This window comes from Aquibium pacificum (assembly GCF_040839445.1).
GTDB classification, from domain to species: Bacteria; Pseudomonadota; Alphaproteobacteria; order Rhizobiales; family Rhizobiaceae; genus Aquibium; species Aquibium pacificus.
Genome location: NZ_JBDPGJ010000003.1, coordinates 350,846 through 364,054, shown reverse-complemented (window position 1 = coordinate 364,054; position 13,209 = coordinate 350,846). Strand labels below are relative to the sequence as shown.

At 64.1% G+C, this 13,209-nt stretch carries 15 protein-coding genes and 2 pseudogenes; 7 read left to right on the top strand and 10 right to left on the bottom strand.

Annotation, left to right across the window (positions count from 1 at the left end; translation table 11 throughout):
• Window positions 1-26 precede the first annotated feature (26 nt).
• The 3 genes from ABGN05_RS14280 to ABGN05_RS14270 all read right to left on the bottom strand — a co-directional run bounded on the left by ABGN05_RS14280 (window position 27) and on the right by ABGN05_RS14270 (window position 1,596).
• Window positions 27-464 carry a hypothetical protein gene (locus ABGN05_RS14280; protein WP_367954702.1) on the bottom strand — a complete coding sequence of 146 codons (438 nt, stop codon included), beginning with the start codon at window positions 462-464 and terminating at the stop codon, window positions 27-29.
• A gap of 263 nt (window positions 465-727) precedes the next feature.
• Entirely contained in the window at window positions 728-1,342 is a 615-nt protein-coding gene (locus ABGN05_RS14275) for a bifunctional DNA primase/polymerase (RefSeq protein WP_367954701.1), read from the bottom strand.
• Window positions 1,343-1,347: 5 nt separating this feature from the next.
• Complete coding sequence (locus tag ABGN05_RS14270) at window positions 1,348-1,596, bottom strand: helix-turn-helix transcriptional regulator (RefSeq protein ID WP_367954700.1); 249 nt, start codon at window positions 1,594-1,596, stop codon at window positions 1,348-1,350.
• Between the two features lie 354 nt (window positions 1,597-1,950).
• Between ABGN05_RS14270 and ABGN05_RS14265 the strand changes: the two genes are divergently transcribed.
• From ABGN05_RS14265 to ABGN05_RS14255, 3 genes are read left to right on the top strand one after another with little or no spacing between them, the layout of a single operon-like run.
• The gene (locus tag ABGN05_RS14265) at window positions 1,951-2,400 is read left to right on the top strand and encodes a DUF2924 domain-containing protein (protein WP_367954699.1); all 450 of its coding nucleotides are present in this window, start codon (window positions 1,951-1,953) and stop codon (window positions 2,398-2,400) included.
• Complete coding sequence (locus ABGN05_RS14260; protein WP_367954698.1) at window positions 2,397-3,707, top strand: recombinase family protein; 1,311 nt, start codon at window positions 2,397-2,399, stop codon at window positions 3,705-3,707. The genes ABGN05_RS14265 and ABGN05_RS14260 overlap by 4 nt, the downstream gene beginning before the upstream one ends.
• On the top strand, window positions 3,704-4,141 hold the full coding sequence (locus tag ABGN05_RS14255; protein WP_367954697.1) for a ParB/RepB/Spo0J family partition protein: 438 nt from the start codon (window positions 3,704-3,706) through the stop codon (window positions 4,139-4,141). The genes ABGN05_RS14260 and ABGN05_RS14255 overlap by 4 nt, the downstream gene beginning before the upstream one ends.
• Before the next feature lie 118 nt (window positions 4,142-4,259).
• Here ABGN05_RS14255 and ABGN05_RS14250 read toward each other — a convergent pair.
• Window positions 4,260-4,481 (bottom strand): annotated as a pseudogene (locus ABGN05_RS14250) (recombinase family protein); the annotation flags it as partial.
• A gap of 62 nt (window positions 4,482-4,543) precedes the next feature.
• Window positions 4,544-5,482, bottom strand: coding sequence for a GlxA family transcriptional regulator (locus ABGN05_RS14245; RefSeq protein ID WP_367954696.1), 939 nt, complete (start codon window positions 5,480-5,482; stop codon window positions 4,544-4,546).
• A 279-nt stretch (window positions 5,483-5,761) separates the two neighbouring features.
• On the opposite strand from ABGN05_RS14245, the gene ABGN05_RS14240 reads away from it, so the two are divergent.
• Both ABGN05_RS14240 and ABGN05_RS14235 read left to right on the top strand, forming a co-directional pair.
• Window positions 5,762-7,009, top strand: a complete 1,248-nt coding sequence (locus tag ABGN05_RS14240; protein ID WP_367954695.1) for a serine hydrolase domain-containing protein — start codon at window positions 5,762-5,764, stop codon at window positions 7,007-7,009.
• Between the two features lie 65 nt (window positions 7,010-7,074).
• Window positions 7,075-7,496: pseudogene (locus tag ABGN05_RS14235) on the top strand (ester cyclase).
• 57 nt (window positions 7,497-7,553) lie between these two features.
• On the opposite strand, the gene ABGN05_RS14230 reads toward ABGN05_RS14235, so the two are convergent.
• From ABGN05_RS14230 to ABGN05_RS14215, 4 genes are all read right to left on the bottom strand, one after another.
• Window positions 7,554-8,564: an NAD(P)H-dependent flavin oxidoreductase gene (locus tag ABGN05_RS14230; protein WP_367954694.1), complete on the bottom strand. Its 1,011-nt coding sequence runs from the start codon at window positions 8,562-8,564 to the stop codon at window positions 7,554-7,556.
• Between the two features lie 65 nt (window positions 8,565-8,629).
• A complete protein-coding gene (locus tag ABGN05_RS14225) occupies window positions 8,630-9,073 on the bottom strand; it encodes an ester cyclase (protein WP_367954693.1) in 444 nt (147 codons plus the stop codon).
• Between the two features lie 161 nt (window positions 9,074-9,234).
• Window positions 9,235-9,477, bottom strand: a complete 243-nt coding sequence (locus ABGN05_RS14220) for a DUF1127 domain-containing protein (protein WP_367954692.1) — start codon at window positions 9,475-9,477, stop codon at window positions 9,235-9,237.
• A 30-nt stretch (window positions 9,478-9,507) separates the two neighbouring features.
• Window positions 9,508-10,260, bottom strand: a complete 753-nt coding sequence (locus ABGN05_RS14215; RefSeq protein WP_367954691.1) for an oxygen-binding di-iron domain-containing protein — start codon at window positions 10,258-10,260, stop codon at window positions 9,508-9,510.
• A gap of 221 nt (window positions 10,261-10,481) precedes the next feature.
• Between ABGN05_RS14215 and ABGN05_RS14210 the strand changes: the two genes are divergently transcribed.
• A complete protein-coding gene (locus ABGN05_RS14210; RefSeq protein WP_367954690.1) occupies window positions 10,482-11,018 on the top strand; it encodes a TetR/AcrR family transcriptional regulator in 537 nt (178 codons plus the stop codon).
• Window positions 11,019-11,440: 422 nt separating this feature from the next.
• Entirely contained in the window at window positions 11,441-12,718 is a 1,278-nt protein-coding gene (locus ABGN05_RS14205; RefSeq protein WP_367954689.1) for an MFS transporter, read from the top strand.
• Here the strand turns inward: ABGN05_RS14205 and ABGN05_RS14200 are convergent.
• Window positions 12,636-13,199 (bottom strand): nickel-binding protein, encoded by a 564-nt coding sequence (locus ABGN05_RS14200; RefSeq protein WP_367954688.1) that lies wholly within the window; start codon window positions 13,197-13,199, stop codon window positions 12,636-12,638. The two genes, ABGN05_RS14205 and ABGN05_RS14200, sit on opposite strands and share 83 nt — an antisense overlap.
• Window positions 13,200-13,209: the final 10 nt, after the last annotated feature.

The window sequence follows — 13,209 nt, the reverse complement described above, 5'->3', positions numbered from 1 at the left end:
CTCCCGGTTACCGCACGGAGCCGAAGTTACCGGGGCAGATCATGGCGGTAACCTCCCTGCCACTCATCATCCACCTGATTTTCATGAGAATTTTCGCATGGGTTACCGCTGTTACCAAGGTTACCGGGGATTGCCAGGACATAGAGACCGCGAGACTGGCGCCTTATCTCACCGGCGTTCGCCATCACGAACATCATCTTCTTGACGGAACCGGATGATTTGCCCAGAGCGGCGGCGACATCCGAGGGTGTCATCGGCCACAGACCGGTGCGCAGGACATCCAGGATGGCCCGGCGCTCTTCCGACCGCCGGACGTCGGAGGCGTCACCGACGATCGAGCCGTCGGCGGCCGTAGACATACTGATCACAATTCCGGGCTTGGCAGAACGCGGCCATGCGTCATCGTACTCGTGCAGCCTCGAAAGGACCTTGCGCGCGAACGGAACGCACCAGTCGATGACCACTCCGTGAGCCACCTCATTCCCGTCAGTTGTGAGTTTGACAGATAACCTCTTCATGCAGCTGCCTCTCCCGGCCGTGCCAGATTTTGTGTATCCCCAGAGGACACCAATGTAAGTACAGACCTCTCTCTCCTCCTCTCCCCTCCTGCATGCGGTAAGGCGATACTGATAAGGATGGCGCCTGCTCGCTCGATCACCACATCGCTCCAGCAGGCGGAACTTCAGCAGTACCTCGATCGCGTCATAGATCTGGCGGCGTCCGATCTTCAGGGCGCCCGATAGGATAAGGGCATTGGGAACGACCGCAAAACGGACATCCCCTTTGTGTCGGTGGTTGGATTCCAGAAGCAGACACAGCGACAAAGGGACGATGTGGCCTTCGGCCAACATGTAGTCGACGACCTGCCGCGACACGGAGAAGCGCGAGTAGTCTGCGCCCCAGAGTTCACCGAATTCCTTCCTGTCTTGAAGTCGATGGCGATGTTTGGGAGGCGGACTGCCTTCGGCGGCTTGCCATCGATAAACTGATAGTAGAGATGAAAGCCTCTTTTCGTCCGCGTGCGGGCGCCGGATGCAGCGAAACGGTGCTCCACGTAAGCGCGCGCTTCGGGCGTGTCTGTGTCCACATCGATCACAAGAAGCCCATCCAGCCGGATGCCATAGGTCAGGCTGCCCCCCGCCGCCATCCGGTTCACGATCACCCCGAGCGGAAGCCGCTTTCTTCCCTTGAATTCCACGATCGGCTTCTTGCCGTTCGAACCACCCAGAGGCAGTAGGGAAAAACCCGCCGAGAAGAGCTGGGTCATAAGCGTGGTGAGTTCCGCCGAAAGTCGCGGATGTGCAGCGTCGTCAGCGTGAGCATCTAGGTTCACATCGGCCATGGATCTCACCACCGGCCGATGATGGAGGAATGTGTCTCGGCGCGGCGGCGCCGCTCGAAGGCAAGTACATCTTCGGTCGAGTAGAGCACCTTGCCCCCAAGCCTAAAAAAGCAGGGACCGGTTTTAAAGCAGCGCCAGCGCTCCAGCGTCCTTGGGCTGAGCCGCCATCGGGCTGCCAGTTCCGTTTGATCGAGGAACGCGAATTTCGAAGCAGGTTCGTTGTTTCGATTCATGGCAACAGTATAGAGGAACACTTTCCTTGTCGCTAGATTCGCGAGCAGTTTCCACCGCTTACACGCTGACTTACCCACACGTACGCACCGCTACCTGCCTCTTCGCGGTAGAGTGGAGTTGGAGGTGGCATTCGGTAAGCGTGTCGTCATGTACAACTCCGCGAACAGTTGGAAGTCCGGTCCGAACCCCCTCGCCCCGGATCGCCTTTCACCCGCGGAACGGCGCCACGAACTCTGCGCGATACTCGCCGCGGGTCTGGTTCGTCTCCGGGCGCGACAGTCAAGCGGTGTAGTTGCCGGTTCGGAGAACAGTTCGCTGGACTTCAGCCTCCGCCAGAGCGGTGGTCCGTTCGCAAACGACGAACGGAGAATGCTATGACCGACATGATCCCGGCCCAGCTGGCGGCGCTGAAGACGAGTTCGACGCCGGAATTGAAGCAGCAGTGGCGCGACCTCTTTCAAGCCGAACCGCCCGTCTTCAACCGCCGCTATCTCGAAAGCCGCCTCGCCTATCGAATTCAGGAACTCACCTATGGCGGGCTGAAGCCGGAGGCGGTCCGGCGGCTGGAGCGGTTGGGCGAGGAACTCGACGGCGGCGGCAAGAAGAAGCGCACCATGCGCCTCGATCGCGACCGCCCAATCATCGGCACCAGGCTGTTGCGCGAGTGGCAGGGCGTCGAGCAGATCGTCACCGTCACAGCCACAGGTTTCGAGTGGCAGGGGCGGCCCTACAAGTCCCTGTCGGCCATCGCGCGCGCCATCACCGGCACGCGCTGGAACGGATGGGTCTTCTTCGGCCTGAAGAACCACCGGAGGACAGCATGACAGCCCCTGTTGTCCGAAAGCTCCGCTGCGCGGTCTACACCCGGAAATCCTCCGAGGAGGGGCTGGAACTGGAGTTCAATTCGCTCCACGCCCAGCGCGATGCCTGCGAAGCGTACATCGTCAGCCAGCGGTCCGAAGGCTGGGTGCTCGTCCGAGATCAGTATGACGACGGCGGCATCTCGGGCGGGACACTTGAGCGCCCTGCCCTGCAGCGGCTTCTTCAGGATATCGAGGAAGGGCTGGTCGACGTCGTGGTCGTCTACAAGATCGACCGCCTCTCCCGCTCGCTGATGGATTTTGCCAAGTTGGTCGATGTGTTCGACCGGAACAGCGTGACCTTCGTCTCGGTGACGCAATCGTTCAACACCACCACCTCCATGGGCAGGCTAACGTTGAACATCCTGCTGTCCTTCGCCCAGTTCGAGCGCGAAGTCACCGCCGAGCGCATCCGCGACAAGTTCCGGGCTTCACGCATGAAAGGCATGTGGATGGGCGGCTACCCGCCCTTCGGCTACAGGATTGAGAACCGAAAGCTGCTGGTCGAAGAGGATCACGCCGAACAGGTCCGCTGGATCTTCGGCCGGTTTCTGGAGATCGGTTCAGGTACGCAGTTGGCGCGAGAAGTTGCGGAGCGAAAAATCCGCACCTCGCGCGGAACGGTGATCGACAAGAAGTCGATCTACCGGATGCTCAACAACCGCACCTACATCGGAGAGGTCGTCCACAAAGGCAACAGCTATCCCGGCGAGCACGATGCGATCATCGACCGCGATGTGTGGGACAAGGTGCATTCCATCCTGCGGGAGAGCCCCCGCAAGCGCGCCGCCCGTACGCGCGCCGATACCCCTGCCCTCCTCAAGGGGTTGCTGTTTGGCCCCGACGGCGCGGCGTTTTCTCCGACCCACACCCGCAAGGGCGGCAGGCTCTACCGCTACTACGTCAGCCAGACCGTGCTCAAGCACGGTGCCGGATCATGTTCGGTGGGCCGCATGCCGGCGGGCGAGATCGAGGCGGCAGTCATCGACCAGCTCCGCGCCGTGTTCCGCCAGCCCGAGATCGTGGCCGGGACGTGGAAGGGTGCTCGCATCCATGCCGACGACATCACCGAGGCTGATGCCCGCGCCGCGCTGCACCAACTCGATCCGCTGTGGGAGGAACTCTTTCCTGCCGAGCAGGCGCGCATAGTGGCGCTGCTGGTCGAACGGGTCGACATCGGCACCGAGAGCCTGAATGTCCGGCTCCGCATCGACGGACTGACTGGTCTCGCGCGCGAGATGCGGGGCAGTGCCCTGGAGTGCGCCGCATGAACCACGGTACATCCTTGCCTGAGACCATCACGCTCCACGTCCCGTTCCGCATGGTGAAGCGTGGCGGTCGCAAGGAGATGCAGATGCCCGACGGCGCCACCCAGCCGCGCCGGACGGATAACACATTAGTGAAGGTGCTTGCCCGCGCCTTCCGCTGGAAACGGATGCTCGAATCTGGGGAGTTCGCCACCATCGCCGACCTGGCGCGTCAGGAAGGGATCAGCCGCTCCTACGTCACCCGCCTGCTCGGCCTGACCCTGCTCTCGCCCAGAATTGTGGAAGCCATACTCGATGGCAAACGCCAGGGTGGAAGCATCGATTTCCTCGAACCTGTCTCACTCCTCTGGTCGGATCAGGAAGCAGAAGTGGACACGTGGAAGACCATTTCTGAGCAGGCAATCGTCCCCGAGAACGAGAACTCCCCCGCGAGGTAGTCCGATAGCAGAACGTCGAGACTGCGCCTCCGTTCCGGACCTTCAGGTTGACTTGGTCGCTGCGTGGAAGCCGACATTGCTGCGGGATACGGATTGATTTGATTGCACCACGGGCAGATTCGAATCGATGAGCAGGGGCGAGTGCAGCAGCCAGTACCGGTCGCCGCTCGAGCACATCGGATCCCTTGCCGGTTTCCACCTCGGTGAAGGCGTCGAGAATATCGCAGCCCTGTGCTGCGGCGAACTGCTGGACGGCGGCACGCTGCGACTCAAGGCCCAGTCCTGAGCGACCCTGCCGCTGGGTCGAGACACGGTAGTAGGCAATTGCGCGCTGCAACATGGAATTGGCCCTGGGGTTCAGATGTCGCCGATCCTTGGCAGACTTTCGGAGGGGCGGCACCCCTATCGAGGTGGTGGGCTCGGAGTGAGCACTCCGCCAGCCGTCACGTCGCTTGGCTGTGTCCCTGCTGATGGTGTAGGAGGCGGCGGGCGGGTGACCGACTGGAACTTCTGGCGGTACCGCGCCGGGGTTACACCAGTTCGTCGCTTGAAGAGCCTTCGGAAGAAGGTTGGGTCCTCATAGCCGACCAGAAGGGCGATTTCCTCCACAGGAGCGTGCGTGGTCTCGAGGAGCTGTTTGGCCTCTTCGACACGGAGGGCCTGGACATAGTCGATCGGCGTATAACCGGTGGCGGACTTGAACCGCCGCTTGAAACTGCGCTCCGGGAGACCGGAGGATGCCGTCATCGTCGCCACGGGGGACGGTCGGGCGTAGTTGTCGGCAAGCCATTCCTGGCAGCGGCCGATCACGGCGTCCTCATGGCTGCGCGACCGACCCATCGCGGCGAAGGGAAGCTGGCCGCTCGAACGGTCACCAAGCAAGAAGACCTTGCAGATCCTGCGTGCCTCCTTCTCGCCGCAGAAGCGGGCGATCAGATAGAGCGCGAGGTCCTCCCAGGCAGCCGGGCCCCCTCCTGTGACAATTCGATGCTCCGGTCCCGCGGGGCAGAGGATGCGCTCTGGCCGCAGCAACACCTTCGGATAGCGCGATCGAAGGAGCTCGATGGCGCCCCAATGGGTGGTCGCTTCGATGCCGTCCAGCAGACCCGCCTCGGCCAGCAGCAGCGATCCGGTACAGACGGAGCATATCATCGCACCGGCGTCGAATTGTTCCCGAAGGAAGGCCGCTTCCCGTGCCCAGGCGGAGCCGTCGAAGTCTGGCGCCAGAGCAAGATCGGTAACGATGAGGACATCGGCCCTACTGACTTCTCCCAGCGCCTTCCCAGGGGCGATCGGCGGGCCGACGGGCGAGGCATAGGGCTGAGTGTCGCGCGCAACCATGCTGACTTCCAACCGGCGGCAAGCCGCTGGCTCGCCGGTCAGTTCAGTCCAAGCCGAGCCTACGGCCCGAAAGACCTCGAGCAGGCCGTAGAAGGTCGCCGGCGTTGTCTCAGGCAGCGCCAGCAGACTGACGGCGACCGGGGGCGGGGCGACTGGGCTCATGCTGCCAAGCTGGCACGAAAGCCCCGTTTCTGTCCAATTTGTCACTCGCGGTCGTACGCCGCGACACCTAGGCCTTCTCGTACTGAGGCAATCCTCAAGACGAGAAGGAAGAGACAGATGAAGACCTGGACCGAACTCCGAGATCGGAAGCATCTCACCGCGATCGCTGCGGCAGGCATTGCGGCGGCGGTGGCCTCGCAGGCTCCGGCGCTGGCGGACGACGCATTGACCCGGCGCGTGGATGCCGTGATCGACCGCTGGGTCGATGCCGAGCGCATAGTCGGAACCGTCGCCATGATCGCAAAAGACGGCGAGGTGATCTATCGCCGAGCCGCTGGGTTCGCAGACCGCGAGGCTGGCAAGCCCGTGGCGGAGGACACGATCTTTCGGCACGCGTCCATGACAAAGGCGATCGTTTCGGCGACGGCCTTGGCATTGATGGAGGAAGGAAGGCTCTCGCTGGACGACACGGTCGCGCAGTGGCTGCCCTACTTCACGCCGGCACTGCCAGACGGTCGTCGACCCGACATCACGATCCGCCAATTGATGACGCACACGTCCGGACTGAGCTACAGCTTCCTCGAGCCGGACGAGAGCCCCTACCGATCGGGCCTGATCTCGGAAGGGCTGGATGATACAGGGGCGCTGTCGCTTGAGGAGAGCATGCGCAGGCTCGCTTCAATCCCGCTGGTGTATGAGCCGGGAACGGAATGGCGGTACTCGCTGTCCACCGACGTGCTCGGCGCGGTTATCGAGGAAGTCTCCGGGATGACGCTTCCCGATGCGGTGGCTCATTACTTCATGGGACCGCTCGGCATGACGGATACGACCTTCCTCGTGAAAGACCCGGTGCGGCTGTCGGCGGCCTATCGCGACGGAGACGGCAGGGCGGTGCGAATGAATGACGCCGGAGACGAAATTCCGCTCGGAACCGGCGTGAGGGTCTACCCCGGACGCGCCACCGATCCGGACGCCCATCCATCAGGCGGCGGGGGTATGAGCGGCACGGCCGCCGACTACCTGCGGTTCCTAGAGGCGATCCGGACCGGCGGCGGGCCGATCCTTGAGGAGGCTTCCGCCCTGGCGTTCGGAAAGCACGTGATCGGGGAACTGCGGGCATGGACGGAGGGTGAAGGCTGGGGTCACAGCATCGGCGCCGCCGTGCTTCTCGATCCGCAGGCGGCCGCAACGCCGCAGACGGTAGGCACCTGGCAGTGGGGCGGGGCGCTGGGAAGCCACTGGTTCGTGGACCCGGCCGAGAAGTTGACGGTCGTCGTCCTGACCAACACCTCCGTCGCAGGCGTCATCGGCGAGTTCCCGGCTGAACTCCGCGACGCGATTTATGGAGTGGATGCCGAAGGCTAGAATGTCACTCCGGGCGGAGGCAAGGCCCTCCGCCCGCGGCAATTCGAAACATTTGGAGGTCCGGCATGGCGATCACATCCGACGCACGTATGCTGGTGCGCGCTTTCGTCGACGCGATCAACGAGAGGAACTGGCGTGCCGTCGGCGATGTCGTGACAGAGGACTTCCCCCGACACAGCGCCGCCGCTGGGGAGCGGCCGGTTCTCAGCCGCGCCGACCTGATCGAGTTCCTTCAGAGGGAGTTCGAAACCTTCCCCGACGCCGCGAGACGATCGAAGAAATGCTCGTGGATGGCAACAAGGTGGCCGTCCGGCACCGGTTTACCGGAACGCAGTTTGGCTACCTCGACGACCTTGCGCCATCTGGCAAGAGGCTGACTGCCGACTACATCGCGATCTACAGGATCGAAGACGGCAGGATCGCCGAAGCATGGGCGGAATGGGACAATCTGAGCGGATTGAGGCAACTCGGCCACTGGAAGCCATAAAGTATCCGAAGCCGTGGTGACTTGTGTAGTCGCCAACCTCCCAACTGACTCCTGCGATCACAACGCAATCGCCCGCTCTGCGAATCTTGCAAGCGCTTCAGTCGCTTCCTCTGTCATTGTCCGCAGGATCTCCGCCGCGGGCATCACCCGGTCGATGTTGCCCACGCTCTGTCCAGCGGTCAGACAAGTCTGCTCGATGTCTCCGTCGAAGTCCTGCGTGGGGAGGATCGCGCTGTATCGCGACAGCGGAATTCGCTGACCGTGGAGCAGCGTCGTTCCGACGGCCGCACTCGAGGCCTCGTGGACATCGTCGGCATGCCCGCCAATTGCCACACGCGCACCCTCGTTCAGGATCGCGCGCATCGGCTGGCCGGGCCACTCGGGTCCGTAGATGGACGTCAGGACCGTGTCGCCGACGTCGGCCTTGAGGGCGTGGTGCTTGTAGTCCGGGTGAGCCGCGGATTCCGCGGCAGCGAGGAAGCGGCTGCCGCACCAGACGGCGTCCGCCCCGAGCACGAGCGCCGCCGCCATGGTGACACCATCGACCACGCCTCCCGCCAGCAGCATCGGCAGGTCCGGATGGAGCCGCCGCAGCCGCGGGAACAGGGTCATGGAGGAGGCTTCGGAACGGTTGTGCCCGCCCGCCTCGGCACCCTGGACGATGAGCGCGTCGATGCCGAGCGCGACGGCGTCGTCGGCTTCGGCCACGCTTCCCACCTGGATCCAGACCTTCGTCCCGCTCGCCCTTATGCGCCGGACCTGCTCCGCGTCGGGCAGCGTCCAGAAGAAGATCACCAGCGCGACCCGCTCCTCAATCACGACGTCGATGTGTTCGCCGGTGACGAAGTCGCCGATGAGATCGACGCCGAACGGTCGGTCGGTGAGGCTGCGGGTCTCGCGAACGAGGTCGCGCAGGACGTCCGGCGGGCTGATGTCGCAGCCGATGGTGCCCAGCCCTCCGGCGTTGCTGACCGCCGCGGCGAGCTCGGGCCGGGCGATCATGGCCATTCCGGCATTGACGATGGGAGTCGCGAGACCGAAGTCGCGCGTGATGGGCGTTTCGAACATCTTTCAAACCTTTCAAACGGGAGAGGAGAGCCGGTCCGCGGGGCGAACCGGCTTTCCGTTGGCGCTCAGGCGCCGAGCGCCGGAACGGCGCCGATCTGCGACAGGAGCACCATCTCGTTGATGTGCAGCCAGGTCTCGGCGATGAGGCCGCGCTCCATCCGGTAGAGCACCATGCCGTCGAAGCGGATGCGCCGTCCGTCCGCCTTCACGCCGGCGAAGTCGCCGCTGAAGGTCGCATGGATCTCCCAGCGCGCGGACACGTGGGTTTCGTCCGCCACCAGCGCATGGACGGTCCAGTCCATGTCGGTGAAGGATTGCCGGAACACACGGAAGAACGTCTTGTAGCTCTCGTGATCGTCGATCGAGAAGCCCGGGAAGCCGTGGCAGGTGATCTTTTCCGCAACCGTCTCGTCGATGATGTTAACGTCCGCGATGTTCCGCGAGTGCGTCCCGGCGAGGAAGCGCTCCACGGTGCGGCGGTTGATGTCGATGATGCTGTCGTTTCTCATTCTCTGGTCCTTTCATGCGTTGGAGGTCGCCGACGGCCGGGCCGCACCGGCCGCTCCGGCGCACGTGGTCCCAGGCCGCCCGCGAGGGCGACTGGCTTGCGTCGGCAATGGCGAGGTCAGTTTCTATCGTCGCATCCAGGTGCGACGGCGGCAGTTCCGGTTCAGTCCGGAAGTCCGTGGACGCGGTTGTGGATCGCGCCACGCGAGATGCCGATGTCCTTCAGCATGTGATCCGGCATCGCGGCGAGTTCGCGCTCGGCACGGCGCAGTTCCGCCTGCCGGTCCAGCGCGGCAAGGCCGTTCAAAACGGTCCCGGCGATGGCGGAGCCGACAGCCAGCAATGCGGCTGACGCGCGCGAGACCGGACTTCGGCGACACGCCCGGACGAGTTCTAGCGTGGTCATGGGACTTGTCCTTTCTTCCTGATGGTGTCGTTATGCAAAGGCGGCTTCGAGGTGCTCGATGGCGAGCGGATCGATCGCGCTGTTGGGTCCGCGGCAGTAGGCGCGCTCGATGTGACCGGTCAGACGCCGCACCCCGCAGCGCGCGAGCGGCAAATGCCCGGACAGCACGAATTCGGGGTCCAGGCGCTCGATGCTTCTGAGCGTCCGGCCAAGCGTTGCCTGGTTGGCCGTGGTCAGCCATGGCGCGTCGATCGACGACCAGCCGACCAGGCCGTCGCGAAGCGCTTCATCGTCCACGGCATCGATTTCGTCGGCTGTGTCGGGCAGCAGCGCACCAAAACTGTCGGCTGCGAAGAAGACCTGGTCCGTGGCATCGAAGAAGCCGATCGTCTCCGGCGCATCGTAGTAGGGCGGCCGCAGCGGCACGAGACTGCGGTCGGCGAGGTCGAGGCGCTCTCCCGGCTCCAGCAGATGGACGCGCGAGACGTCCAATCCCGCGAGGTTCATCTTGCCCATGCCGAGGAAGTTCGTGACGACCCTGGCGTTCGGCGCCCGCTCCAGCACGCCGCCGAGATTGCCGACATGGTCGGCATCCATGTGGGAGAGCCAGATCCACCGAAGGTCTTCCGGATCGATCTCTTGCTCCAGCGCATCCATGAACTCCGAACCGAGCGCGGCAAGCCCGGTGTCGACGAGGACCGGCTCGGAGCCCTCAGGAGGAAGCTGTTGACGGGCAGCGCGCCCATTGCAGGCACGGGCAGCCAGGACGGCAACGCCGTCCATTGCGGGGTGACCCGCTGGGCGGGGTGCATTGTCGGGTGTTCAGGGGCAGGCATCGAAATCTCCTTATTCAGTGAACGTATATGTTCACTGAATTCTCGATACGCACATCGATCTGACTTGTCAACAGTTGATTGAACACCTATGTTCATCGAATGGAGAAGAAGCGATCCTACCGAATGTCTGAACGCGCGCGATCGCAGGAGGAAACCCGCCTCAAGATCGTGGAAGCGACCATGCACCTCCACGAAGAGATCGGTCCCCGGGCCACCACCATCAGCGCGATCGCCGAGAAGGCCGGCGTGCAGCGGCTCACGGTCTATCGCCACTTTCCGGATGAGACCGCCGTATTCCAGGCCTGCACATCGCATTGGCTGGGTCTCAATCCCCCGCCCGATCCGGCTTCGTGGAACTCCATCGAGGACCCGTGGCAGCGGTTCAGGACCGCACTTGGTGCTCTTTATGCCTACTTTTCCCGCACGCGGCGCATGTGGTCGGTCTCGCATCGCGATGTAGCGGACGTTCCCGCACTACAGGCCCCGATGCAGGCGTTCTTCGGTTTTCTGGAGACGGTTTCGAAGGATCTTGCGGCCCGCTTCCCACTCGGCGAGGATCATCCTCACCTGGCGGCGACGCTGGGACACGCCGTCACCTATGCCGCATGGGAGGATCTGGACAATCGCCAGATCGACGATCGAGAGAAGGTCGCGCTCGTGGAAAGATGGGTCAGAGGTGTGCTGCTTGGGTCTCCGGCGGATTGATCTCGCGTTGGAGTGGCCAACGACGGTTCTGACGCGGAAGGCGTGCGAAGGTCACAGTAGGATCACTTGGCGCTGTCTGGGAAACATTCGTCCGAGAAGCCCTTGGCGACCCTCCTGACAAACCGGGATCGCTTGTTGCGTCGGCCATCGGGGTCATTTGTTCGTCGCCATCAAGCGTGCTTTCCCGAGAGCATGGGATCGAGGTGGTAGCGTCGGCGATTGGGGTTCCGGCATTCCCCCCACCGGCGATTCCGGGTGACCGTCGAGGCGCCACTGATCCATCGAACCGAACTTACCATCCTGCCTAACACGCTCGCTCAAACGAGGAAGGGAGAAACGCCGCTGCAGCCCGCGACGACCGTGGGCTCCAGGACAGCGGAGCTACGCCATGGACCACTCAGGAAAACCCGGAGCCGTTCGCGATGCGGAACCGGGGCGCGGATCATCCGTCTGACCGCTGGGTCATGCTCTGCCTCGCCGCGTTGGGCCTAGCGGTCGCCTATGGCGGCATCGGCACGATCAGCGTCCTCGTCGTCCCGCTTCAGGCGGACTTCGGCTGGCCGAAGGCGGACATCTCGATCGCCTACACCCTCATGTCGCTCGGCGCCGCAGCCGGCGGACTCCTGGCCGGGCGCCTGGCAGACAGATTCCCGACCGGGCCGATCGCCTGCGCCGGCGTCGTTGTCATCGGCCTGGGGATGATGCTGCTTTCCATCCAATCCTCGATCCGCGTCATCCAGGCCGTCTATCTCGTCATAGGTCTCCTCGGATTTTCGTGCCTCTATTCGCCTCTGCTCAGCACCGTGTCTCATTGGTTCGGCGGCAAAGGCGGTCTGGCGATGGGTATCGTCACTGCCGGCGGCGCAGTCGGGCAGGCGGTGGTTCCGCCGGTTCTCCAGTCGCTGCTCGGCGATTTCGGATGGCGCGACGCGATCGCCCTTTTCGGAGCCGCCTACGTCGCGCTCTTCGCGCCGGCCATGCTGCTGATGCGCAAGCCGCGCACGACCGGCCTTCCCGCATCGTCGCCGGATGCGGCTCCGGCAGACCGGGCGATGTCCGGGCATCCCGTCCTCGGCATCGGCCTCCTTTCGGCGGCGGGGCTGTTCTGCTGCGCCCTGATGGGAATGCCGACCGTGCATCTGATGTCGTTCGCTGCTGGGCAAGGCCTGGAACCGCTCGCGGCGGCGGCGATCGTTTCGACGGCCATGCTCGTCGCCTGCGCCGGGCGCGTCGTGACAGGGCTGGTCGTCGACCACATTGGCTCGCTGCAAGCCTATGCTCTCGTCTCGGCGGTCCAGACCGCGGCCGTCCTGGCCTTTGCCGGTGCGCGGGACGAGGCTTCGCTGCACCTGATCGCCGCGATCTACGGCTTCGGATTTGGCGGTGTCATGACTGCGCTGGTCTGTGCGGTCCGCGATGCCGTTCCGGCGAACCGGCTGGGAACCGCGATGGCCATGGTGGGCCTGCTCGCATGGATCGGCATGGCCGCGGGCGGCTACCAAGGCGGGCTGTGCTTCGACCTGACGGGCAGCTACGACCTGTCGTTCGCGATAGCCGGCGCGTCAGGTGTCGCCAACCTCCTCGTGATCGGCGTTCTCTGCCTCCTGGCGAGGGGCGTCACCCTGGCGCCTGCCCGGTCCTATCCGACACTGGCGCGTGCGAGATCGCGGCGCGTACCGAATCGAAGGGCAGTCCGCTGATCTTCACGGCACTGCGCACCGCCTCGAGGTCCGGCGCCGCATAGATGCAGGCCATCCGGCGCCTGTCCAGCGAAAGGAAGCTGCCCACGAAGCGGACCCGGTGGATGGTCATGCACGAGAACTTCGCGTCGAACATGGCCTGGAAGGCTGCGGGCCCGATGGGGTCCTCGAAGGACCGGTCGACGAGGGCGAAGGTTGCCTCGCCCTGGAGGAGCTGATGGCGTGCGTTTTCCGCTTCGCCGGCGGGAAAATGGGACGTCGCACCCCAGATCCGGGGAGCCGGGTCGGCGTCGAGTTCCGTCGCCGCCCGGCGCATCGCCTCCGCGTCCGGAGCATCGTAGATGCACATGGAGTCCAGCCCGTCCTGCGTGATGCTCTGGAAGATCGGATTGCACCGGTGGACGTCGAGGCACCACCGGGCCTGCCGGTCGAGATCCCGGAGAACGTCGATCGACAGCGCCTTGCGGTGTGTCCGTTCCATCGCCACCGCC